General features: G+C 61.6%; 19 protein-coding genes and 2 pseudogenes. 14 read left to right on the top strand and 7 right to left on the bottom strand.

Annotated elements, in window-relative coordinates; genetic code table 11:
• Positions 1–100 precede the first annotated feature (100 nt).
• Complete coding sequence (locus DYE40_RS08790) at positions 101–1,891, bottom strand: extracellular solute-binding protein (protein WP_115308960.1); 1,791 nt, start codon at positions 1,889–1,891, stop codon at positions 101–103.
• Between the two features lie 171 nt (positions 1,892–2,062).
• On the opposite strand from DYE40_RS08790, the gene fabI reads away from it, so the two are divergent.
• From fabI to DYE40_RS08845, 11 genes and pseudogenes are all read left to right on the top strand, one after another.
• Complete coding sequence (fabI, locus tag DYE40_RS08795) at positions 2,063–2,845, top strand: enoyl-ACP reductase FabI (protein WP_115308724.1); 783 nt, start codon at positions 2,063–2,065, stop codon at positions 2,843–2,845.
• A 68-nt stretch (positions 2,846–2,913) separates the two neighbouring features.
• Positions 2,914–3,756, top strand: a complete 843-nt coding sequence (kdsA, locus tag DYE40_RS08800) for a 3-deoxy-8-phosphooctulonate synthase (RefSeq protein WP_115308725.1) — start codon at positions 2,914–2,916, stop codon at positions 3,754–3,756.
• A gap of 507 nt (positions 3,757–4,263) precedes the next feature.
• Positions 4,264–4,872, top strand: a pseudogene (locus DYE40_RS08810) (adhesin); the annotation flags it as partial.
• Between the two features lie 104 nt (positions 4,873–4,976).
• Positions 4,977–5,237: pseudogene (locus DYE40_RS13315) on the top strand (adhesin); the annotation flags it as partial.
• A 182-nt stretch (positions 5,238–5,419) separates the two neighbouring features.
• Positions 5,420–6,820 carry a MafB family polymorphic toxin gene (locus tag DYE40_RS08820; protein WP_115308727.1) on the top strand — a complete coding sequence of 467 codons (1,401 nt, stop codon included), beginning with the start codon at positions 5,420–5,422 and terminating at the stop codon, positions 6,818–6,820.
• Complete coding sequence (locus DYE40_RS08825; RefSeq protein WP_172461243.1) at positions 6,817–7,458, top strand: Imm53 family immunity protein; 642 nt, start codon at positions 6,817–6,819, stop codon at positions 7,456–7,458. Before DYE40_RS08820 ends, DYE40_RS08825 begins: the two co-directional genes overlap by 4 nt.
• Before the next feature lie 414 nt (positions 7,459–7,872).
• Entirely contained in the window at positions 7,873–9,303 is a 1,431-nt protein-coding gene (locus DYE40_RS08830; RefSeq protein WP_115308729.1) for a tetratricopeptide repeat protein, read from the top strand.
• 407 nt (positions 9,304–9,710) lie between these two features.
• Positions 9,711–9,839, top strand: coding sequence for a hypothetical protein (locus tag DYE40_RS13125; RefSeq protein ID WP_281270663.1), 129 nt, complete (start codon positions 9,711–9,713; stop codon positions 9,837–9,839).
• 46 nt (positions 9,840–9,885) lie between these two features.
• Positions 9,886–10,017 carry a hypothetical protein gene (locus DYE40_RS13130; protein WP_280529832.1) on the top strand — a complete coding sequence of 44 codons (132 nt, stop codon included), beginning with the start codon at positions 9,886–9,888 and terminating at the stop codon, positions 10,015–10,017.
• A 174-nt stretch (positions 10,018–10,191) separates the two neighbouring features.
• A complete protein-coding gene (locus DYE40_RS08840) occupies positions 10,192–10,722 on the top strand; it encodes a hypothetical protein (RefSeq protein ID WP_115308730.1) in 531 nt (176 codons plus the stop codon).
• A 44-nt stretch (positions 10,723–10,766) separates the two neighbouring features.
• The gene (locus tag DYE40_RS08845) at positions 10,767–11,261 is read left to right on the top strand and encodes a GlcG/HbpS family heme-binding protein (RefSeq protein WP_115308731.1); all 495 of its coding nucleotides are present in this window, start codon (positions 10,767–10,769) and stop codon (positions 11,259–11,261) included.
• A gap of 521 nt (positions 11,262–11,782) precedes the next feature.
• Here the strand turns inward: DYE40_RS08845 and DYE40_RS08850 are convergent.
• From DYE40_RS08850 to DYE40_RS08870, 6 genes are all read right to left on the bottom strand, one after another.
• Positions 11,783–12,334, bottom strand: coding sequence for a DUF1287 domain-containing protein (locus DYE40_RS08850; RefSeq protein WP_115308961.1), 552 nt, complete (start codon positions 12,332–12,334; stop codon positions 11,783–11,785).
• 261 nt (positions 12,335–12,595) lie between these two features.
• On the bottom strand, positions 12,596–12,784 hold the full coding sequence (locus tag DYE40_RS12345; RefSeq protein WP_147286622.1) for a hypothetical protein: 189 nt from the start codon (positions 12,782–12,784) through the stop codon (positions 12,596–12,598).
• A gap of 433 nt (positions 12,785–13,217) precedes the next feature.
• Positions 13,218–14,012, bottom strand: a complete 795-nt coding sequence (locus tag DYE40_RS08855; protein ID WP_244731738.1) for a tetratricopeptide repeat protein — start codon at positions 14,010–14,012, stop codon at positions 13,218–13,220.
• A gap of 80 nt (positions 14,013–14,092) precedes the next feature.
• Positions 14,093–16,009, bottom strand: coding sequence for an ATP-binding cassette domain-containing protein (locus DYE40_RS08860; protein ID WP_115308963.1), 1,917 nt, complete (start codon positions 16,007–16,009; stop codon positions 14,093–14,095).
• A gap of 122 nt (positions 16,010–16,131) precedes the next feature.
• A complete protein-coding gene (locus DYE40_RS08865; protein ID WP_425451195.1) occupies positions 16,132–16,815 on the bottom strand; it encodes a sulfite exporter TauE/SafE family protein in 684 nt (227 codons plus the stop codon).
• Between the two features lie 222 nt (positions 16,816–17,037).
• A complete protein-coding gene (locus tag DYE40_RS08870) occupies positions 17,038–17,919 on the bottom strand; it encodes a helix-turn-helix transcriptional regulator (RefSeq protein ID WP_115308733.1) in 882 nt (293 codons plus the stop codon).
• A 318-nt stretch (positions 17,920–18,237) separates the two neighbouring features.
• Here DYE40_RS08870 and DYE40_RS08875 point away from each other — a divergent pair, with 318 nt between their 5' ends.
• The 3 genes from DYE40_RS08875 (at position 18,238) to DYE40_RS08885 (ending at position 21,234) form a co-directional block, all read left to right on the top strand.
• Positions 18,238–18,612, top strand: a complete 375-nt coding sequence (locus DYE40_RS08875) for a rhodanese-like domain-containing protein (RefSeq protein WP_115308734.1) — start codon at positions 18,238–18,240, stop codon at positions 18,610–18,612.
• 82 nt (positions 18,613–18,694) lie between these two features.
• Positions 18,695–19,201: a DUF302 domain-containing protein gene (locus DYE40_RS08880; RefSeq protein ID WP_115308735.1), complete on the top strand. Its 507-nt coding sequence runs from the start codon at positions 18,695–18,697 to the stop codon at positions 19,199–19,201.
• Between the two features lie 122 nt (positions 19,202–19,323).
• Positions 19,324–21,234 carry a nucleoside-diphosphate sugar epimerase/dehydratase gene (locus DYE40_RS08885; protein ID WP_115308736.1) on the top strand — a complete coding sequence of 637 codons (1,911 nt, stop codon included), beginning with the start codon at positions 19,324–19,326 and terminating at the stop codon, positions 21,232–21,234.
• Positions 21,235–21,420: the final 186 nt, after the last annotated feature.

A 21,420-nucleotide genomic window follows, 5' to 3' on the forward strand; every position in this document is an offset into this window, starting at 1 on the left:
TTGCGGAAGCGGGGTTTTCAGACGGCCTGCTGCCGTCGGAGGATGGGGGCGCGTGCGCGGTTTCGGGCGGTATTACGCTGCCTGTTGTCCGAGCGGGCGTTCAGGCGGGCGGTTTGACCCACCATGTCTGCAAGGCCCAAACGGCGGGGCTGTAGTATTTCGGCGGGCGGGCGGGCGTGCCGAGGGCGGTGCGGCGGATGACGCGGTGGCGGTCGGCATACCAGTTGGGGACGATGATGTATTGGTGGCGCAGGACGCGGTCGAGGGCGCGGGCGGCGGCGGTGAGTTCGGCACGGCTGCCGGTGCGGCCGAAGCGGGGGAGGAGGGCTTCGACGGCGGGGTGGCAGAGGCCGGCCAGGTTGCGGCTGCCTTTGGTGTGCGCGGCGGCGCAGGAGAAGTAGCCGGCCTGTTCGTTGCCGGGGCTCTGGCTTTGGGCGTATACGGCGGTGGTGAGGTCGAAATCGAAGTTGTCCATGCGTTTTTGGTAAACGGAGGGATCGGCGGTGCGGGCGTTGAGGGTGATGCCGATTTTGGCCAGGTCGCGCTGCCATTTGGCGATGATGCGTTCGAAGAGTTTGTTGCCGATGAGAAATTCGAGGACGAGGGGTTCGCCTTTTTGGTCGGTCAGTGTGCCGTTTTGGTAGCGGTAGCCGGCTTCGAGCAGCAGCTGCCGGGCTTTCAGAAGGTTGGGGCGGATGCCGAGGACGGGATCGCTTTGCGGCGGCAGGGGGGCGGCTTGGGTAAAGACGGCTTGGGGCAGGTGTTGTTTCAGGGGGGCGAGCAGGGCGGCTTCGTCCGCGCCGGGCAGGCCGGCGGCGGCCATCGGGCTGTTGGTAAAGAAGCTGGGGCTGCGGCGGTAGGCGTTGTACATCATGCGGCTGTTGATGTTTTCAAAGTCGAAGCTGAGGATGAGGGCGCGGCGCACGCGGATGTCTTTGAGGGCGGGGCGGCGTTGGTTCATGACGAAACCCTGCATTCCGGCGGTGTTGCCGTGGGCCAGCTCCGTTTTGGCCAGGCCGCGTTTGCGCAGTATGGTTTCGGGGTAGGAGCGCGCCCAGGCGCGGGCGGAGGTTTCCTGCGAGAAGTCGTAGCGTCCGGCCTTTACGCCTTCGGCGAGTACGGCGGGATCGCGCACATAGTGCAGGCGGACGGTGTCGAAATTGTACATGCCGCGCCGTGAGGGGAGCTTGGCCGCCCAGTAGGCCGGGTCGCGGGCAAACACGGCAAGGCGGCCGGATTCGGTTTTGACGAGGCGGTAGGGGCCGGACCCTATGGGCGCGCCGCCGTTTTTTTCCAAACCCTGCGGGTAGCTTTTGTGGGAGAAAACGGGAAGCTGGCCGAGGATGAGGGGGAGTTCGGCGTTTTGCCGCTTGAAACGGAAGCGGACGGTGCGGGGAGCGGGGGTGTCGACGGCGGCCACGTCCGCCCAGTAGAGCTTCCACATCGGCTGGGCGGCGGAATCGCCCGTGAGCAGGCGGAAGGATGCGGCCACGTCTTTGGCCAGCACGGGGTCGCCGTTGTGGAAACGGGCGGCGGGATTGAGGGCGAACGTTACCGAAAGGCCGTCGGCGGCCACGGCCGCATCCTGCGCGAGCAGGCCGTACATGGCGAAGGGGTCGTCGCCGCCTTCGGTCATCAGCGTGTCGAGGGTGAGCAGGGAAATGCCGGATTCGGGCGTGCCTTTGAGCGTGAACGGGTTGAGGGTGTCGAAGCTGCCGGGCAGCGGCATGGAGAACGTGCCGCCTTTGGGTGCGGCGGGGTCAGCGTAGGCGAAATGGGAAAAACCGGCCGGATACAGCGGCTTTTGTCCCAAACCCAGCGCATAGTCGGCGGCGGCCTGCGCAGCGGCGGCAAGAAAGAGGGCAGAGGCAAGGAAAAGCGAGGTGTTCATGGCATACGGTTTCAGACGGCCTGCGGCGGGAGCGGCATTGTAACCGCTTTTGCGCGCGGACATTCCGGAGGCCGTCTGAAAACGCCGCCGCGCCTTACCCGCCTGCGGGCAAACTCGGCTATAATCGCGCCCGTTTTTTCAACGCATTATTTACCCAAAAGGACAAGCAAAATGGGCTTTCTCCAAGGCAAAAAAATCCTGATTACCGGCATGATTTCCGAGCGTTCCATCGCCTACGGCATCGCCAAAGCCTGCCGCAGCCAGGGCGCGGAACTGGCGTTTACCTATGTGGTGGACAAACTCGAAGAGCGCGTACGCAAAATGGCCGCCGAATTCGGCTCGGAGCTGGTGTTCCGCTGCGACGTGCAGAACGATGGCGAGATTGACGCGCTGTTTGCCGATTTGGGCAAATCGTGGGACGGCCTCGACGGCCTCGTACACGCCATCGCCTTCGCCCCGAAAGAAGCCCTGTCCGGCGATTTTCTCGACAGCATCAGCCGCGAAGCCTTCCAAACCGCGCACGACGTGTCGGCATACAGCCTGCCCGCGCTGGTGAAAGCCGCCCGTCCGATGATGAAAGGCCGCAACGCCGCCGTAGTCGCCCTGACCTATCTGGGCGCGGTGCGTGCCATCCCCAACTACAACGTCATGGGTTTGGCCAAAGCCAGCCTCGAAGCCGCCGTGCGTTTCACCGCCTCCTCCGCCGGCCGCGACGGCATCCGCTGCAACGGCATCTCCGCCGGCCCCATCAAAACCCTGGCCGCCTCCGGCATCGCCGATTTCGGCAAGCTCCTCAAACACGTTGCCGACCAAAACCCGCTCGGCCGCAACGTAACCATCGAAGAAGTGGGCAACGCCGCCGCCTTCCTGCTTTCCGACCTGTCTTCGGGCATCACCGGCGAGATTACCTATGTCGACGGCGGATACAGCATCAACGCCCTGAGCGTGGTGTAAACCCGCCCGAAGCAACGGCGCAGGCTCCGTCCCGCACCGTTTTTCCCAACTTACCCGAGAGCAAAACCATGAGCGTAACCATCAGCGGCATCACCGTATCCAACACCGCCCCCTTCGTCCTCTTCGGCGGCCTCAACGTCCTCGAAGACCTCGACTCCGCCCTCTTTGCCTGCGATGCCTTTGCCGCAGCCACCCGCAAGCTCGGCATCCCCTATATATTCAAAGCATCCTTCGACAAAGCCAACCGCTCCTCCGTCCGCTCCTATCGCGGAGTCGGCCTGGACGCAGGCATGGAAATCTTTGCCGCCGTCAAACGCGAGTTCGGCGTTCCCGTCATTACCGACGTACACGAACCCGGCCAATGCGCCCCCGCCGCCGAAGTATGCGACGTATTGCAGCTTCCCGCCTTCCTCGCCCGCCAAACCGACCTTGTTTCCGCCCTGGCCGCCACCGGACGCGCCGTCAATATCAAAAAACCCCAATTCCTCAGCCCCACACAGATGAAAAACATCATCGAAAAATTCAAAGAAGCGGGCAACGACCGGCTCATCCTGTGCGAACGCGGCAGCAGCTTCGGCTACGACAACCTCATCGTCGATATGCTTGGCTTCGGCGTGATGAAAAAAGCCAACCCCGGCACCCCCGTCATCTTCGACGTAACCCATGCCCTGCAAACCCGCGACTCCGGCTCCGCCGCCTCCGGCGGCCGCCGCGCCCAAGCCCTCGACCTCGCCCTTGCCGGCATGGCCACCGGCCTCGCCGGCCTCTTCCTCGAAGCCCATCCCGATCCCGACCGCGCCAAATGCGACGGCCCCAGCGCACTGCCTTTGGACAAACTCGAGGCCTTCCTTACCCGCGTCAAAGCCGTGGACGACCTCGTCAAATCCTTCCCCCCGCTAGAAATCGCCTGATGCGGCCAAGAGGCCGTCTGAAACCGCAAACGGCAGTTCGGGAGTACCGAATCCGTGTTTCACTTCGTTGAAGCCGCGTTTTCAGACGGCCTCTTTAATCTGTCTTGCAAAAGGCCGTGCAATACCGCAGGCGCGTGCGTGGCAGAGCCGCATACCCTGTCTAACGGCAAAGGCCGTCTGAAAACCGCAAATGTTTTTCAGACGGCCTTTGTGTTTATTGCGGAACAAATAAAAAATCCGTTCCGCCGTATAAAGGGTGTGTCGCGCAACGGTGCACGCGGCTTTGCCGTTTTGCGGCTTGTTTGGAGAAGCAGCCTGCAAAACCAAGAACGCGTGCGCCGCTTTGGGGCGGCATACCCTACCTTTGCGGCAGAGGCCGTCTGAAAACCGTAATAACGGTTTCAGACGGCCTTTTTCGTAAACCCATTGCGCATAATATAAAGTCCGCCGCCTTGTAAAAGAAAACGGTTTTAAACCATTCATCAACCCCAAGCAATGAAAGAAAAAATGCGCCTTTATCTTCTCCTCCCCCTTACCCTCTCCCTGCTCCTGTCCGCCTGCGGCACGCTTACCGGCATCCCGGCACACGGCGGCGGCAAACGCTTTGCCGTCGAGCAGGAACTCGTTGCCGCCTCCGCCCGCGCGGCGGTAAAAAACATGGATTTGTCCGCCTTGCAGGGGCGCAAAGCCGCCCTCTACGTTTCCGTGATGGGCGACCAAGGATCCGGCACCATCAGCGGCGGACGCTATTCCCTCAGTGCGCTGATACGCGGCGAATACACCGCCGCCCCCGAAAACATCAGCGACTATTCCTATCCCTCCGTCCGCAGCTCCACCACCACCACTTCTTCCGGCCTCAGCGGGCAGACGGAGGCCGTTTCCGTCCTCAATGCCCCCGCAAGCTCGCATAGCCGGACACGCGGCAGCGGCAACAGCCGCTCGGCAGGCATCGCCGCCAACGGCACCGGCGACTACCGCAACGAAACCCTCACCGCCAACCCGCGCGACACCGCCTTTCTCAACAACCTGATCCAAACCCTCTTCTACCTGCGCGGCCTCGAAATCGTCCCGAGTGCATATGCCGACACCGATGTTGTATTTGTTACCGTAGACGTATAGCGTAACAAAATAGAAAAGATACAAGGCAGCAAGCCGCAGACAGTACAAGTAGTACGGCAAGGCGCAGCAACGCAGTAGATTTTCTATTTTGTTACGCTATATTTGGTACGATACGCAGCCGCACCGAACTGCACCTCTACAACGCCGAAAGCCTCAAAGCACAAACCAAGCTCGAATATTTTGCGGTAGACCGCAGCAGCGGCAAACTGCTGATTGCCCCCGAAACCAGTGCCTACGAAAGCGAATACCGCGAAAACTATGTCCTGTGGACAGGGCCGCTCCAAACCGTCAAAACCGTCCGGCCTGCGGACGGCCTGATGGTCGGTTTCGCCGACATCCGCCCCTACGGCAGCCCGTCCGCAGGACACGGCGGCGCAGCACAAAGGCCGTCTGAAAACGAACGCAGAGAGTTTCAACAAAGCAAAAACCGGCACGGCGCGAGGCCGCACAGCCAAAGCCCGTCAGAAGAAAACGCCGCCGAAAACAGCGCACCCGCCGGCAACGGCATCATCGAAAGGCGCAGGAATACGCAGGGAGACAAGCAATGAAAAAAGCCCTGCACAAACTGCAAACGCTGCTGCTTGCCGCCCTGCTGCTTACCGGCCTCCTGCCCGCCGCCACAGCCGATCCGCTGGCAGACCTGATGCGGCTGCAACAAGACATCCAAGCCCGCGATTTCGAGCCGGGCGGCAAATACCACCTGTTCGGCAACGCACGCGGCAGCGTCGGAAACCGCCGCGACACACTGGCACCCGCATACCATTCGGCCTGGAACACCGGCAGAGCCCAATATGAAGGCACCGTCCGTTACGAAACCCGGTTTTCCAACCACGGACACGACGAACACACCCCCTTCGAGCAGCACGACAGCCGCAACCGGTTTCAAGACGCGCCCGACCTCAGCGACGGCTTCGGCGTTTACCGCATCGAATGGACGGGATCGCAAATCCATCCCGCCGACGGCTACGACGGCCCGCAGGGCGGCGGCTATCCCAAGCCCAAAGGCGCGCGCGATCTTTACAGCTACCATGTAAAAGGATCGATCACCCGCATCAAACCGCCTACCGCCGACGAACGCCCGTTCGGCGAACGCTGGCAGGAAGCCAGCCGCAGCGCGGCAGACAACTATCTGCGCAGAATGCGGGAAAACGGCGAACTGATCATGAAGCACAATCCCGATCGGAATATCGCGGGCAATGCCGGAGAAGTTGTGCGCGGCCTGATCGGGGCGGGCGTAACGAATTTTTTCGCCACCGGATTTGAAGGACTGGGCTTTCCGGCCATTATCGGCAAAGGCGGGGAAATCGCCGCAGGCGCGGCAGACCAGTACGTGAATCAAGGATTCTCGCGCCTGCCGCCCGAAGCGCGTGCGCACGCGGTTGAAAGCTATGCCGATGCCGCCATTGCCGCCCAAAGCGGCTATGAAAAGGCGCGGCAGTGGGTGCGGAAACATCCGAACACCGCCGAAGTGTTTGGCGCAGCCGCCGAAAGTTTCGCCCTGCGCAATGCGGCAACACACGGATTCAGCTCGAAAAAACCGGCCAGCAGCGATTTCGGCGACGCGGCAAAGGGGAAGTGGGAGCAGCGGCGGGAAATGTCCTCGACCGACGGGGAAATGGCTGGCGGGAATAAGCCTATCAATCCATATCAAAAATCGGCAAAAGAGATGGCGGTGGAGCTGTCCAGAGAAATAGGCAACAAACATTCAGTCGGATTTCAGTCGGGAGAAAAAATAGGACACATTGATTTAGTAGGTAAAGCTCATACTGATAAAAAAACAGAAAAATCTTATAAAACACCCCATGTTCAGGCTTCTCCCAAACAGCGCAGACCAAACGGCACCATGCAGCCGATAAAAAAACGGGAAGAAATCAGAGAAGCCAGCAAAAACGACATCCGCACAGCGCGGAAACTGGCCATACGGAAAGGATGGTTGAAAAAATGAATCCGAATCTGACCGACTATCTTCTGGCACTAAACGCATGGCATTGTTCGTGTCATACATATCTTTTCCATCGCTCCGGTATTTCTCTAAGTACATTGGATAACCCGGGTTGGTCTTTAATCATCAAAGATGCAGGTAGGCATGGAAAGATTCAAAAGGTGATGCAGGATTATTCGGATGACGATTGGTATTATTTCAAAGCTTCAGAAAACATTTTTTATTCGGCCTGCGGAATCGGAGAAAACAATCTGCTCCATCTTCTGTACACGGCAACGGAATGGCTGGGACTGGACGTGGAGAAACAAGCCGGCTTCGATTATCTTGGTGCAATGAACGAATGGTATGCCAGACAATGCGACGGATGGTGGGAACACGGCAACGGCATAAGTTTTTCAAACATCGAAATATCCGGCTGGAAACTGACGATTGAAGATGAAGAGGCTTCCGGCAAAAGCGCACGGACAGATTTTGTGCTTACCCGCAACCGTTCGGAGCGGGACTGGTATGCCGTGAAAACGGAACACGAGCCGCGCTGGCCGGAGATGACCCGTCTGTTTGCCGCCTGCGGCGGCGAAAGCTTTTCGGATATGCTGGATATTTCATACAAATGGCTGGTAACGGGCAAATACGACGGATAAGCAGACGCAGCTTGAATTGCCAAACCCAACCCTAATCGCTTTTGCCCTGATAAGCCGTCTGAAATATTGTTGTGTCAATTTCAGACGGCCTCTTAAATAAGGCAATAAGCCGGTAATTTCCAAAAATCAGGGAAGTCGGGATTGGCAACCCGGCCCGTGCTTAAAAAATTGTCGGGCGGCTCGGCTCGGATGCGGGAAAACAATCCGGTTCCGGCCGCTGCCGTACAGCCGAATCTTTCCCAGCTCCGAAATCGTCTGACGCAGCGCAAAAGGCCGTCTGAAAACCGGTTTTCAGACGGCCTTTTGCCGTATGCCGGGCGGTTTATTGATGGCACAAACGGTGTTTATCCGTTAAAATCCGCCACTTGAACTGCGCCCCGAGGTGCAGGCCGACAACAACAAAAACCGCCGCCCATGACGACCGAAAACGCCGAAACACTCTTCCAGCAGGCACGGCAGTATCTCACCGCCATGCCCACCGACTACACCGCCGCGCTCCCCCTTTTGGAGCGCGCCGCCGAAGCCGGCCATGCCGAAGCCGCATTCCAGCTCGGCGGCTGTATGCAGTACGGCATGGGCACCGAACCCAACCGCGTCCAAGCTACCTACTGGCTGCGCAAAGCCGCCGAAGCCGGCCACACCACCGCCCGCTACAATCTCGCCCTCTTGCGCGAAGACAACGGCATCAACATCGAAACCGTCCTGCCTGCCTATCTTTCCCTTGCCGAAGAAGGCTACACCGAAGCCCAAGTGCGCGTCATGCACTACTACGCCGAGAAAAACGACGACCGCGCCGTCTACTGGGCCAAACAGGCCGCGCAAAAGCACCACCCCCAGGCGCAGATTTTCCTTGCAGGCCACTACCAGCACAGCCGCACCCCCAACCTCCCCGCCGCCCACGCCCTCTACCAGCAGGCTGCCGCACAAGGCATTGTTTCCGCGCACTGGCAGCTTGCCAACCAATTTCTCTACGGCCAGGGCGTACCCAAAAACCACACCCAGGCACTCTACCACCTGCGCATTGCCGCCGAAGCCGACATCTCCGCCGCCCAGGCGGAGCTGGGCAAGCTCCTGCTCGAAGGAAAATACCTGCCCGCCGATCCCGCCGAAGGCATCAAATGGCTCAACAAAGCCGTCCGGCAGGAAGACGACAACGCCTGCGCCTTTCTGGCAAAACAATACCTTACCGGCGAACACCTCGTGCGCGACTACAAAAAGGCCGCCCTTTTTGCCGCCAAAGCCGCCCGCCACAACCATCCCGAAGCCCTCTGCCTTTTGGGCGACATCCGCCAATACGGACTGGGCATCCATGCCGACATCGAAAGGGCCCGCCAATACTACGAGCACGCCGTCAAATACGGCAGCCTCGTCGCCATGCAGCGGCTGCTGATGCTCGACTCCCGCAGCCATGTGGACAATCCCGCCTACAACCGTGAAACCCTCGAATTGCAGCAAACCCTCGAACGCAACTACCAATCCGGCTTCGCCCTGCACTACGGCATCGGCGTGGCGCAGGACTTTGAAAGCGCGTTTGCCTACTACTCTATGGCCGCCCGCAACGGCCACCCCAAAGCCCAAACCAACCTCGGCATGATGTACTACAACGGCGAAGGCGTGGAGGCCGATCCCAAACAGGCCGCCCGCTGGTTTACCCAGGCCGCCATGCAGGGCGACACCACCGCCCAATACAACCTCGCCTGCCTCAGCTACACCGGCACTGGCGTGCCGCAGGACACCGAAGTTGCCTGCAAATGGCTGCAAACCGCCATCGACAACGGCCACGACCATCCCGAAGAGCTGCGCAAAATGATGGAGCAATGGCAGGGGCAGGCGCAGGTCGGCTGACACCCAATCCATCCCGTTTTCAGACGGCCTTTTCCATATCGGAGAGGCCGTCTGAAAACACAAGAAGCCGCCCTGCCGCCGCATATGGCGGAACAAAACAGAAAAGATATAAAGCCGCAGACGGTACGGCAAAGTGCGGCAGGGCGTATGCGGAATACGCCCTGTTGTGCATTTCAGGCGGTCTGAAAACGCTTTATCCTCTTGTGAAAACCATAAACCATGACCACGCCCGACCGTTGCCGCTTTTATCAAGGCTTTAACCCCGCCGAATTTAAAATCCGCCACGCCCATTTTGCCTACCCCGCCGCGTTTGACAAATTGATTGCGCTGGGGCTGGTGCAATTTGAGCCGTGGTTTGTGCTGGAAAAAACGCAGGCGGCGACTTTGAACACGGCAAGGGCGCGGGCGTGCAGATTATCCATGCGTGGGCAGCGGCAGGCTGGGAGCAGCGGCAAAGCTATGCCGATGTGTGGAGCTGGCTGGAAGCGGCGGTGCGCGATATGGCAGAGTGGCAGCGGGATGATGAAGAGGCCTAAGCCAAAGGCAGCCTGAAAACACGGGATAAGGCCGCAGGGTTTTATTTTGCGCTGCATAAAACCCCGTTTTCAGACGGCCAAAGCCTTTGCCAAATGCAGGAGGCCGTCTGAAAACAAGGACTGCCGCCATCCCGCAGGATACCTGACGGGCGCAGGCGCAAATCCCGTCCGGCATTAAACCGTCCGCAATAAAAACAACCGCCGATCCGGAGGGACAAAATAAAAAAACTGCGGTTTTGCAGAGCTTTGCCGTACCGTCTGCGGCTTGCTGCCCTGATAACGCCGGCCGGACAGGTGCAGGATTGGGCAAACACTCCGGCCTGCGGCAAGCAAAAATAAACAAGGAACACAAATGGGAAAAACAACCAACCGCCCCGCCCGCCGCCTTGCCGCCGAGGCCGGGCAGATCCGCGCTGCCGCCGGCAGCAGCGAAGCCGCTGCCGCTCTGGCCTTCCTCCTTCCCCTGCTGCGGCGCGGCGGACAGGCCACCGTTCTTGCCGCCGCCGTTGCCGCCCTCGGGCGGCTGTTTGAACGCGGCGTGCTGCGCGAAGAAGACTTCGACACCGTCCGCCCGCAGCTTGTTCCCTGCTTGTTCAACGCCAGCCCGCGCGTTTGCGCCGCCCTGGCCGAAGCGGCGGCATGGTTTCCCCCGCAGGCGCACATCGAACGCCACCTGCTCGACATCCTCGCCTGCGGCAGCGGCGCCAATGCCGCCCGTGCCGCCGAATCCCTGTGCCGCCGCTATCCCGCAAGCCGCGCCGCCCCCGCCGCCCTGCGCCGCCGTCTTGCCTGCGAACCGGAACACTCTGCCGCCGCCCGCCGTATCCGCGCCTGCCTTGCCGCTTTTTCAGACGGCCTTTGCACTTCCCGCAAACAGGCATAGAATCGTCATGCAGTATCCGAAAAACCGATTTTCAGGAGACCATCATGCATAAAACGAAAATTTCCGCCCTCATCGCCGCCGCCGCGCTGGCCATTCCCGCCGCCGGTGCCGGTTTGTCCAAAACCCTGCCCGGCGATCTGACGCTGGCGCAGGCGCAGGCCGTAGTCAATGCGGCGGCGGCCAAGGCCGAAGCGATCAAAGTGCCGATGAATATCGCCGTTGTCGATGCGGGAGGCAACCTCAAAGCCTTTGCCCGCATGGAGGACGCATTTATCGGCAGCATCGACATCGCGCAGAAAAAAGCCAAAACCGCCCGCTACTTCAATATGAGTACGCGCGATTTGGGCAAAGCCGCGCAGCCGGGCGGAGAACTCTACGGCATCGAAGTGAGCAACGGCGGGCTGGCTATCTTTGCCGGCGGCGTGCTGCTGGTGGATAAAACGGGTCAGATAGTCGGCAGCATCGGCGTGAGCGGCGGATCGGTGGACGAAGACGAGAGCGTCGCCAAAGCCGGCGCGGCCGCCCTGCCCGCGCGCTAGCCCCCCCGTTCTGCCGCAAAAAGGCCGTCTGAAAACCTGTTTCAGACGGCCTTTGTTATGCATCATAGCAACGGCGGCAAACGGATCGGGCTATGCCGTTTGCCGGCGCATGGCGGCTGCCTTTGCCAAGCCCGCCCGCCGCCGTTGCCGCGCAGGCGGGAATGTCCGCAGGCGGGCAGACGGCAGGCTGTTTTTGCAGTCATTGCAAAGTATCGGGGCAGATACGTCTGCGCGGCTATGGGAGATTGCGGCGGATTCGGCACTTGGCCGGAGTTTCGGCCTGTGCGTATGTTTGTGTTGTCCCCGCTGCGCCGCAAACCGCATCCGCATTCGCATCCGCAGGTTTGGCAAAGGCCTCCGGCTTGCGGCTTGCCGCGCGTGTGCCGCCATATCTGCGGAGGAGGCGGGCTTGTTTGGCACATCTCGAATGCGCGGACTGCCCGTCGGCAAACCCGTTTTCAGACGGCCTCATGCCGCCGCTTCGGGTATTTTATTTCTGCCGCGCGAAGACGTGGGCGGCGTTACGGCCGGTGTGCGCCCTGCTGCGGCAGACGGTAGTGGCCGGTAATCGGATAGCGGTAGAGGATGTCTTCCTCCCGCGTGCCGCGCCCGATGTTGTGGATGACCAGCGGGCGGCCGCTGCTGCTGCGGTCGGAAACAATGCCGATGTGCGGGCGGCCGCCGCCCACATTCCAGGTAACGATGTCGCCCGCACGGAAATCCCGTCCGTCGGCACGGTAGCCCTGCCGCTCGAAATAGGCGGCGAGATTGGGTACGCGGCGGTGGTCGATGTTCGGATCGGGTGCGGACAGCCCCCATTTTTGCGGGTAGGCGGAAAAGTGGCGGCGCATATCTTCGTGTACGAGCTGCTGTAAATCCACCCCTTGCTGCCGCAGGGCGCGGATCAGCACGTCGGTGCACACGCCTGTGTAAAGCGGCACGTCGCCCATCGGGTAATCCAGTTTGGTGTAGGCGGGATCGTAGGATACCGTCTGGCCGATTTGGGCGCGGGCGGCGGCCACCAGCGGCGGGGACGGGTGTGCCGCCGACGGCTGCGTTTCGGCAGACGGCATTTCGGGCGCGGCTGCGGGAGTCGGAACGGCGGCTGCGGCGGCTTCGGACTGCGCGGCGGACGCGGGCGGAGGAGTTTGCGGCGCGGGATCGGAACAGGCAGCCAATGCGGCGGCCAGCAGCGGGAAAAGACAGGAGCGGATGGGCAAACGGTTTGCTTTCATGGCGTATTCTCAGGCGGATGAGGTTTGGATGGTTTTCGTGCAGGCATTTCAGGTGTTTGAAGCAGGCTTTGAGGCCGTCTGAAAACCGCATTGCAGATTTCAGACGGCCTCTGCCTTTGGTGTTCTCCCTGCCTGCGGGGCAGGGTTGGGGCTTGTGCTGTTCGGGTAGGGTTTGGCGGTGGTTTCGGCTTGCGGGACGGTGGGCAAAGCGGTTCTGCGCACCGCCGCCGCCTTCGCAATCCGTCCCGCGCAGGCGCAGGGGAGGGAGCGGGCTGGCGGAGGATTCATTGGTTTGCACTTCGTTGAAGCGGCGTTTTCAGACGGCCTCTGTGTTTTGGCTTCTATCAAGCAGGCGGAGGTTTGCGGCTGTTTTGCTTTTCAGACGGCTTTTTTTCCGATCGCAGGCGGGGAGCGCGTGCGTCGCAGGGCGAGACACCCTACGAACGGCAGAGGCTGCCGCCTGCCCCGCCTGTCAGGCTGCATTAGAGTGTATGGCGCAGCCACGCACGCGGCTTTGTGTCGGCAGTTTGGTAGGGGCAAAGCATAAGGTTGCCTGCAAACCATCAAGCCGTTTTGTTTGGCCGATACCGTGTTTTCACCGCGTTGAAGTTGTGCTTTCAGACGGCCTCTTTGTATCAGGGTGCGTGTACTACTTTTGCCGTTCGGGTGTTTGAATCTAAGGTAGGGTGTGCCGCCAAGCGGCGCACGCGGGGTTTGCCGTTTACGGTGCCAACAGCTTTAAGGCAGCGCGGGCTTCGGCTTGGGCTCGGGCGTTTTCCGCCGTGTCGGGCTGCGCCAATACTTTGCGCCACCATGCCGCGGCCTGCGTGCGGTTTTGCGGCACGCCTCTGCCGTTGTAGTACATCACGCCCAAATTGTATTGCGCATCGGCATAGCCCTGTTCGGCGGCTTTGCGGTACCACGCTGCCGCCTGTTTGTCGTCTTGCGCTACGCCCTGGCCGTTTTCGTATGCCGTGCCCAAATTGGATTGTGCAGGCGCGAAACCTTGTTCGGCGGCTTTGCGCCACCATGCGGCTGCCTGCCGGTCGTTTTGCGGCACGCCTTTGCCGCTGTCGTACAGCCCGCCCAAATTGTATTGCGCGTCGGCATAGCCTTGTTCGGCGGCCTTGCGGTACCACGCTGCCGCTTGTTGGTCGTTTTGCGTTACGCCGAGGCCGTTTCCATACGCCACGCCCAGATTGTATTGCGCCACCGCATAGCCCTGTTCGGCAAGCGGACGGATCAGGCGGACGGCCCGGCTGTAATTACCTGCTTTATAGGCATCCATTGCCCGGCGGAAGGCGGGGCTGTCGGCGGAAGCCGCCTGCACGGGTGCGGCCAAAGCCAGTATCAGAGCCGCCGCAGCGGCGTTGGGAAAGTTTTTTGAAATGCGGGCAAACATGGTTTTCTCCGTAAGCGGAAAAAGGCGGGCAATGCCGCCGCAGCTTGGAAATCCGCGTTGTTGCAGGGCGGCGGGCTTGGTGTGTCGGGGAGCGCGTGCGTGGCTGTGCCACACATCCTACTTTTGCCGTTCGGGGCGGGTTGGATACTAAGGTAGGGTGTTGTGCCGCTTGCGGCGCACGCGTTTTGCCGTTTTCAGACGGCCTCTCCGCCCTGTTTGCTCTCCAACGCCTCCCAGCGTTCCAGTTTTTCCAACAGGGCGGTTTCGATTTCTTCCGCCCGCCGCTGCAATGCGGCGGCTTTTTCGTAATCGCGGAAGATTTCTGGGTCGGAAAGCTGTGCGGCGATGGCGGTCTGCTCGGTTTCGAGGGCGGCGATTTCGTCGGGCAGGGCATCGAGTTCGCGCTGTTCTTTGTACGACAGTTTTACCGTGCGCTTGGCTTTGGGCTTGGCCTTGGCGGGCGCATCTTCAACGGCGGCTTTGGGGGCGGAGGCCGTCTGAACAGCCAGTTCGCGCTGTTTGGCATCTTGGTAGTCCTGATAGCCGCCGATGTACTCTTTCAGGTAGCCTTCGCCCTCGAAAACAATGCTTTGGGTGATGACGTTGTCGAGAAACATACGGTCGTGGGAAACGAGGAACACCGTGCCGGCGTAGTCGCGCAGCAGTTCTTCCAGCAGCTCTTGGGTGTCGATGTCCAAATCGTTGGTCGGCTCGTCCAGCACCAGAATGTTGGCGGGGCGGGTGAACAGCTTGGCCAGCAGCAGGCGGTTGCGCTCGCCGCCGGAAAGCGAGGATACGGGCGATTGGGCGCGGGCGGGGTGGAACAGGAAGTCTTCCAGATAGCCCATTACGTGCCGTTTTTTGCCGCCGATTTCCACATAGTCGTTGCCCTGGCCGAGGGTGTAAAACACGGTGTCGTTTTCGTTGAGTGCGCTGCGGAACTGGTCGAAATAGGCGGCTTCCTGCTTGCTGCCGAGGCGGATTTTGCCGCCGGTGGGGGAGAGTTCGCCCAAAATCAGTTTTAAAAAGGTGGTTTTGCCGATGCCGTTGGGGCCGATGAGGCCGATTTTGTCGCCGCGTTGGATTACGGCGGAGAAATCGCGCATGATGGTGCGCTCGCCGTAGGCAAAGGAGGCGTGTTCGAGTTCGGCGATGATTTTGCCGCTTCTTTCGCCCGCGTCGAGGCGGAAATTAACCTGCCCCTGCCGTTCGCGGCGGGCGGCGCGTTGGCGGCGCAGCTCTTCCACGCGGCGCACGCGGCCTTCGTTGCGGGTGCGGCGGGCTTCGATGCCTTTGCGTATCCACGCTTCTTCCTGCGCGTGGAATTTGTCGAACAGGCGGTTGTGTTCGGCTTCCACGGCCAGCTCTTCGGCTTTTTTTTCGCTGTATTTGGAGAAGCTGCCGGGGTAGGAGCGCAGCGTGCCTCTGTCCAATTCCACAATGCGGGTGGCGACGTTGTCGAGAAAACGGCGGTCGTGGGTGATCACAATCAGGCTGCCTGCAAAGCCGCGCAGCAGGTTTTCCAGCCAGACAATCGCGTCGATGTCGAGGTGGTTGGTCGGCTCGTCCAGGAGCAGCAGGTCGGGCTTCTGCACCCAGGCCTGCGCCAGTGCCAGCCGCTTTTTCTGCCCGCCGGAGAGGCTGGAGACGGCGGCGTTTTCAGGTAGCCCCAGCTCGCTGACGGTTTGGCGCACGGCGGCATCAATCTGCCAGCCGTTTTGCGCTTCGATTTGGTTTTGCAGCGCGTTGGTTTCGGCGGCGAGAGCCGTGTTTTCCGGCTGCCTTTCCAGTTCCGCCAGCACGGCGTGGTAGCGGCGCAGCACGTCGCGCAGGCCGCCCAGCCCTGCGGATACCGCGTCGAACACGGTGGATGCGGGGTCGAAGAAATTTTCCTGCGGCACATACACGGTTTTCAGGCCGCTTTGCAGCACCAGCCGCCCGTCGTCGGGCTTCTGCACGCCGGCCAGGATTTTCAGGAGGGAAGATTTGCCCGCGCCGTTGCGCCCGATCAGCCCCACGCGCTCGCCGGAGTCGATTTGGAAGGCGGCACGGTCGAGCAGGGCGACATGGCCGACGGCAAAGGATAGGTTTTCGGCTTGGAGGATGTTCATGGCTGCGGTGGGGAAACGGGGTGGATGGAAAGGAGCGGATTGTACAGGGAAAGGCCGTCTGAAATCGCTTTTGCGCGTTTTCAGACGGCCTTTCCGGTTTGGAAAACCGCTGCGGGCGCGGCTCAGGCGGCGGCAATCATCGCGGCGGTGCGCCAAAGCTGCCACGCCGCCCAGGCGCAGACGGAAAGCCCGGCCGCCAGACGCAGGCGGCGGTTGCGCAGCAGGGATTCGAGCTGTCCGGCAAACCAGCCGAAAGCCAGAAGGTTGGGCAGGGTGCCCAGCGCGAACGAGAGCATCAGCAGGCCGCCCTGCACCGCGCTGCCGCTGCCGAGCGCGTACAGCGACGCGCTGTACACCATGCCGCAGGGCAGCCAGCCCCAAAGCAGGCCGACGGCGAAACAGGCCGGCACGCTTTTGACCGGCAGCAGGCGGTTGAGCAGCGGATTGAGCCGTTTCCACACCGGTTTGCCCGCGCTTTCGATGCGGCGCACGAAGTCGGACAAACCGGCCAGATAAAGCCCCAGCAGCAGCAGCAGGAGGTTGGCTGCGGCCAGCAGGGCAATCTGCACGCCGCGCGTGTCGTCGAGCGAAATGCCGAAGCGGCCGAGCGCGCCGGCCAGGATGCCGGCGGCGGTGTAACTGGTGATGCGGCCGAGGTTCATCAGCACAATCAGCCACAGGCGGTTGATGTGCGGCGGCAGTTGCAGGGCGAAAGCCGAAGAGAGGCCGCCGCACATGGCCAGACAATGGCCGCCGCCGAAAAAGCCGAGCAGGAAGAGGGTGGGATAGGAAAAATCGTTCATGATGTGCGGAGCGGTTTGTTTTTTTGTTTTAAGGTGGCCGCGGTGCTGCGGGTTTGACCGTGTCGGTGCAGGTAAGGATTAAGGCGGAGCGGCAATACCCGTCGGGAGCGGCTGCTGCCGCATCAACCTGCTTCCAATGGTTCTGCCTTCAATGGGCGGATGCGGACGGAGGCCGTCTGAAAAAGCCTGCTTGGGCGGCACGCCCTGCCTTGTGCCGGAGCGGTTTCAGACGGCCTCCGGCGGTGCGGGCGTACCGTTTGCCGTATCGCAGCCGTCCCGTTTGCGGTATTGCCCGGGCGTGATGCCGTACATTTTTTTAAATGCCTTGCAAAAGTGCGTTTCCGAGCCGAAGCCCGCATCCTGTGCGATGGCAAACGCGGGTTCCGCGCTGTGTTTGAGCCGCACGGCGGCGTGTTGCAGGCGGATGCGGTTGACGAAGGAATAGGGGCTGGTGCCGGTGTAGATTTTGAAGAGGCGTGCCAGTTGGGCGGGCGACATGCCGGACGAACCGGCCATGTCGCCTATCGTCCACGGCTGCGCCGGCTGTTCCAGCACGTCTCGGATTACATCGTGCAGACGGCGGTTGCGCAGGCCTTTCAGCACCCCTTCGTGCAGCGTCGGCACGCGCTTTTCCGTCAGGAAAGCGCGCAGCAGCATCACCAGTATCACCTTTGCGAGCGCGTCCGCCGCCGAACGCGCACCCGGCTGCGGGTTGTCCGCTTCCGCCTGCAATAGTGCGGCCACATGGCGCAGGGACGTGCCGCGCATATTGAGCAGCACCGTTTCGGGCAGCCCCGCCATCAGGTCGGCGTGTGCGTCGTAGGAAAAGCGGGCGCAGAAGAAGCCGAAATCCGCCGCATCCGTACCGCCCGCCGCCAGGGTGTGCGCCGAGCCGTGCGGGAAAAACACGATGTCGCCCTCGCGCAGCAGGCGGGGTTCGGCTGCGCCGTCGGTTTGCAGCCGCCCCGATCCGCCGCCGATAATGTATATCCAAGCCCGTCCGCGCCGCGCTTCTTGGTGTATTTGAGAGCCGTCGGGCAACAGCCGCCGTGCCTCTACGCTGCCGCAAATCTGCGCGAGCGACACCAATCTGTCGAGCATATCCATATTTGCACCATCCGATGATACGATTTGCGGGTTATTATAAGGCGGATAAGGCAGAAGCAGCCATGCGGCCGCCGTTTCCACCCGCTGCCGGGACGGTTATACTTCATGCCCCGCGCGCTTGGAGGGCGGCGGAAAGCCGTTGGCGGAACAAGGATTTGCCGTGATACGGGCTGTGCGGCCGTCTGAAAAAAACGTCCGCCGCCGTTTTCCCCATCTGCCGAAACCGCGTTTCACTTCGTTGAAGCCGCGCTTTCAGACGGCCTGCCGCGCCGGATCCGAGTCCGCTTCCTCCGTTTTTCAGCTAAAAAAGGAAAATCTGTGAAAAAACCGTTTGTTTCTGTATTGGCCGCCGCCCTTTTGGCCGCCGCTTCCGTTCCCGTTTCCGCCCTGTCCCTGGCTCCTGCCGCCGCTCAAAAGGCCGCGCCTGCCGCCCGCGCCGAAGGCGTGTGGATCGATGTGCGCTCGCCCGAGGAATATGCGGCAGGCCATTTGTCCGACGCGCAAAACATCCCGCTCGAACAGCTCGTCGCCAGAGCCGCCGAAGTGCAGCCGGACAAAACCGCGCCGGTCAATCTCTACTGCAAATCCGGCCGCCGCGCCGGCCTGGCCAAGCAGATGTTGGAAAAGCTGGGCTACACCAATGTGAGAAATCAGGGCGGCTATCAGGATTTGCTGGCCAAAGGCTTGAAATAAAAAACGTATCCGTAAACCATACCGGCTTTGCCGCCGTCCGCAGAGTGTTGCGGGCGGCCGGTGCCGACGCTTGGAGCATCCGATGAAATTTCCGACGAAACCCGTTTTGTCTGCCGCCGCCGCGCTCGCGCTTGCCGCCTGTGCCGCACCCCTACCGTCCGTATCCCCGTCCGATAAGGAGCAGATCGTGTCCCAGCCTTCCCGTACCCACAGCATTTCCAGCCGCTACGGCTTTGCCGAAACCGTTTCCCGGCTGCAACAGGCCGTGCGCGGCAAAGGCATGACCGTGTTTGCCGTGATCGACCATCAGGCCGCCGCCCGCAAAGCGGGGCTGGATATGCAGCCGGCCACGGTGATTGTGTTCGGCGCACCCAAAGCGGGCACCCCGCTGATGATTAAAGACCCCGATTTCGCGCTGCAGCTGCCGCTCAAAGTGCTGGTTACCGAAAGCGGCGGGCAGGTACGCGCGGTGTTCAACGACACCCGCGCCCTGCTGGACGGCAGCGGCATTGCGGTGGCCGATGTGGAAAACAGCTTGATCGACGCAGCGGTGCTGATGGTGCTGATTGAGAAAACCGTGTCCGAATAGCGTTTCCGCCTGCGGCAGAGAGGCCGTCTGAAAAGCGTGTGTCCGTGCTTTTCAGACGGCCTCTCTGCCCGAATCCGCTATAATGCCGCCGCCTTTTGCCAACCGCCTCCGTCGGGAAAACCATGCTCGAAACCCTGCTGTCGCTGCCGCGCCATGTGAAAAAGATGCTGTTCGTTGTGCACGACCTGCTGCTGGTGTTTTGCGCCTTTTGGTTTACCCAGAGCCTGAAAGCGGATTACGACCACGAATGGTACGACCCGGCCAACTGGTACGCGCTCGCCGCCACGCTGGCGTTTACCGTGCCGCTGTTTGCGCGGCTGGGGCTTTACCGCGCCGTTACCCGCTACATCAGCCTGCGCATCCTCGCCGTCGCCTTGTTTGGCAGCTTCGCCTCGATGCTGGCGTTTTTTTTCAGCGTGCTGGTGTTTGAAAGACAGCTCCGCCTTGCCCTGCCGGTGGTGTATTTCTTTCTTTTGGTGGTGCTGATTGCCGGTTCGCGCCTGCTGCTGCGGCTGATGCTGGCCGAACGCAGCGAGCGCAACAGCGCGGTACCCGTCATCATCTACGGCGCGGGGCAGTCGGGGCGGCAGCTTGCCGAAGCGGTGAAGCAGGTAAACGAATACCGCGCCGCCGCGTTCGTGGACGACAATCCGCGTTTGCAGGACACGATTGTGAACGATCTGCCGGTATACGCCCCCGCCGAAATCGAAAAACTGATTGCCCGCCACGGCGTGAAAAAAATCCTGCTCGCCATCCCCAGCGCGCCGCCGGCCGCCCGCAAAGCCATTCTGAGCCGCCTCGAAGCCTATCCCTGCGAAGTGCTGGCCATCCCCGGCATGAAGGATTTGGTGGACGGCGGCATCCACACCGGCGTGTTGAAAAAAATCTCCGTGGCCGACCTTTTGGGGCGAGAGCCTGTCGATCCCGATGCAGAGCTGATGTCGCTCGACATTGCCGGCAAAAGCGTGATGGTAACCGGCGCGGGCGGCTCGATCGGTTCGGAGCTGTGCCGCCAGATTCTCGCCCTGCGTCCGGCGCGGCTCGTCCTTTTCGAGCTGTCCGAATTTGCCCTTTACACCATCGAACAGGAACTCGACGGCTTGCGGCGGCAGCACGGTATCGGCTGCGAAATCCTGCCGCTTTTGGGATCGGTGCAGGACACAGGCCGTCTGAAAAGCGTGATTGCCGCATTTGCCGTGGACACCGTTTACCACGCGGCCGCCTACAAACACGTCCCCCTTGTCGCCCTCAACACCATCGAAGGCATACGCAACAACGTCTTCGGCACTCTCGCCTGCGCCCAAGCCGCGCAGGAAGGCGGCGTGTCCACCTTTGTTTTAATCTCCACCGACAAAGCCGTGCGCCCCACCAACACCATGGGCGCGGGCAAACGCATGGCCGAACTGGTTTTGCAGGCACTGGCCGCCGAGCCCGGCTGCCGCACCCGTTTCTGCATGGTGCGCTTCGGCAACGTGCTCGGCTCCTCGGGCTCGGTTGTCCCCGCTTTCGAGCGGCAGATAGCCCGGGGCGGGCCGGTCAGCCTGACCCATCCCGACATCACCCGCTATTTCATGACCATCCCCGAAGCCGCCCAGCTTGTCATCCAGGCCGGCGCAATGGGCAAAGGCGGCGACGTATTCGTACTCGACATGGGCGAATCGGTGAAAATCATCGACCTCGCCCGACGGATGATCCGCCTTTCCGGCCTCGAAGTGAAAGACGAAAACCATCCCCACGGCGACATCGAAATCCGCATCACCGGCCTGCGTCCCGGCGAAAAACTCTACGAAGAGCTGCTCATCGGCGACAACGTTTCCCCCACCCGCCACCCGCGCATCCTCACCGCAGCGGAAACCATGCTGCCCTGGCCGCAGCTCGGCGTTCTTTTGGACGGAATCGCCGCCGCCTGCGAAACCGGCGACCAGGCCGCCCTGCGCCGCCTGCTGGTTGCCGCCCCAGCCGCCTTCCGGCCGCAGGACGGCATCTGCGATTTGGTGTGGACGGCGCAGCAGGGCGGAGCGGGGCGCGGATAAAGCCGGCGGGACAAGGCGGCGGGGCATGGAGGCCGTCTGAAACCCGCAAACCGCGTGCGTGGCAGAGCCGCGTCCCGCACGGCCGTTCCGCGTCGGGCGTGCCGCCCAAGCGGCGCAAGCGTTCTTTGCGGACAGAGGCCGTCTGAAAACACCGATCCGGCGGCGCGGGCGGCAAGCCCGTTTTCA

Origin of the sequence: Kingella potus, assembly GCF_900451175.1 — a bacterium.
GTDB classification, from domain to species: domain Bacteria; phylum Pseudomonadota; class Gammaproteobacteria; order Burkholderiales; family Neisseriaceae; genus Neisseria; species Neisseria potus.

What these genes read in the sequence shown, in the direction of transcription:
- DYE40_RS08845 (WP_115308731.1), top strand. Translation starts at nt 10,767, where the DNA reads ATGCATAAAACGAAAATTTCCGCCCTCATCGCCGCCGCCGCGCTGGCC.
- DYE40_RS08860 (WP_115308963.1), bottom strand. Translation starts at nt 16,009, where the DNA reads ATGAACATCCTCCAAGCCGAAAACCTATCCTTTGCCGTCGGCCATGTC.
- DYE40_RS08885 (WP_115308736.1), top strand. Translation starts at nt 19,324, where the DNA reads ATGCTCGAAACCCTGCTGTCGCTGCCGCGCCATGTGAAAAAGATGCTG.
- DYE40_RS08790 (WP_115308960.1), bottom strand. Translation starts at nt 1,891, where the DNA reads ATGAACACCTCGCTTTTCCTTGCCTCTGCCCTCTTTCTTGCCGCCGCT.
- DYE40_RS08850 (WP_115308961.1), bottom strand. Translation starts at nt 12,334, where the DNA reads ATGCCGTCTGCCGAAACGCAGCCGTCGGCGGCACACCCGTCCCCGCCG.
- kdsA (WP_115308725.1), top strand. Translation starts at nt 2,914, where the DNA reads ATGAGCGTAACCATCAGCGGCATCACCGTATCCAACACCGCCCCCTTC.
- DYE40_RS08830 (WP_115308729.1), top strand. Translation starts at nt 7,873, where the DNA reads ATGACGACCGAAAACGCCGAAACACTCTTCCAGCAGGCACGGCAGTAT.
- DYE40_RS12345 (WP_147286622.1), bottom strand. Translation starts at nt 12,784, where the DNA reads ATGAATCCTCCGCCAGCCCGCTCCCTCCCCTGCGCCTGCGCGGGACGG.
- DYE40_RS08870 (WP_115308733.1), bottom strand. Translation starts at nt 17,919, where the DNA reads ATGGATATGCTCGACAGATTGGTGTCGCTCGCGCAGATTTGCGGCAGC.
- DYE40_RS08820 (WP_115308727.1), top strand. Translation starts at nt 5,420, where the DNA reads ATGAAAAAAGCCCTGCACAAACTGCAAACGCTGCTGCTTGCCGCCCTG.
- DYE40_RS08880 (WP_115308735.1), top strand. Translation starts at nt 18,695, where the DNA reads ATGAAATTTCCGACGAAACCCGTTTTGTCTGCCGCCGCCGCGCTCGCG.
- fabI (WP_115308724.1), top strand. Translation starts at nt 2,063, where the DNA reads ATGGGCTTTCTCCAAGGCAAAAAAATCCTGATTACCGGCATGATTTCC.
- DYE40_RS08840 (WP_115308730.1), top strand. Translation starts at nt 10,192, where the DNA reads ATGGGAAAAACAACCAACCGCCCCGCCCGCCGCCTTGCCGCCGAGGCC.
- DYE40_RS08825 (WP_172461243.1), top strand. Translation starts at nt 6,817, where the DNA reads ATGAATCCGAATCTGACCGACTATCTTCTGGCACTAAACGCATGGCAT.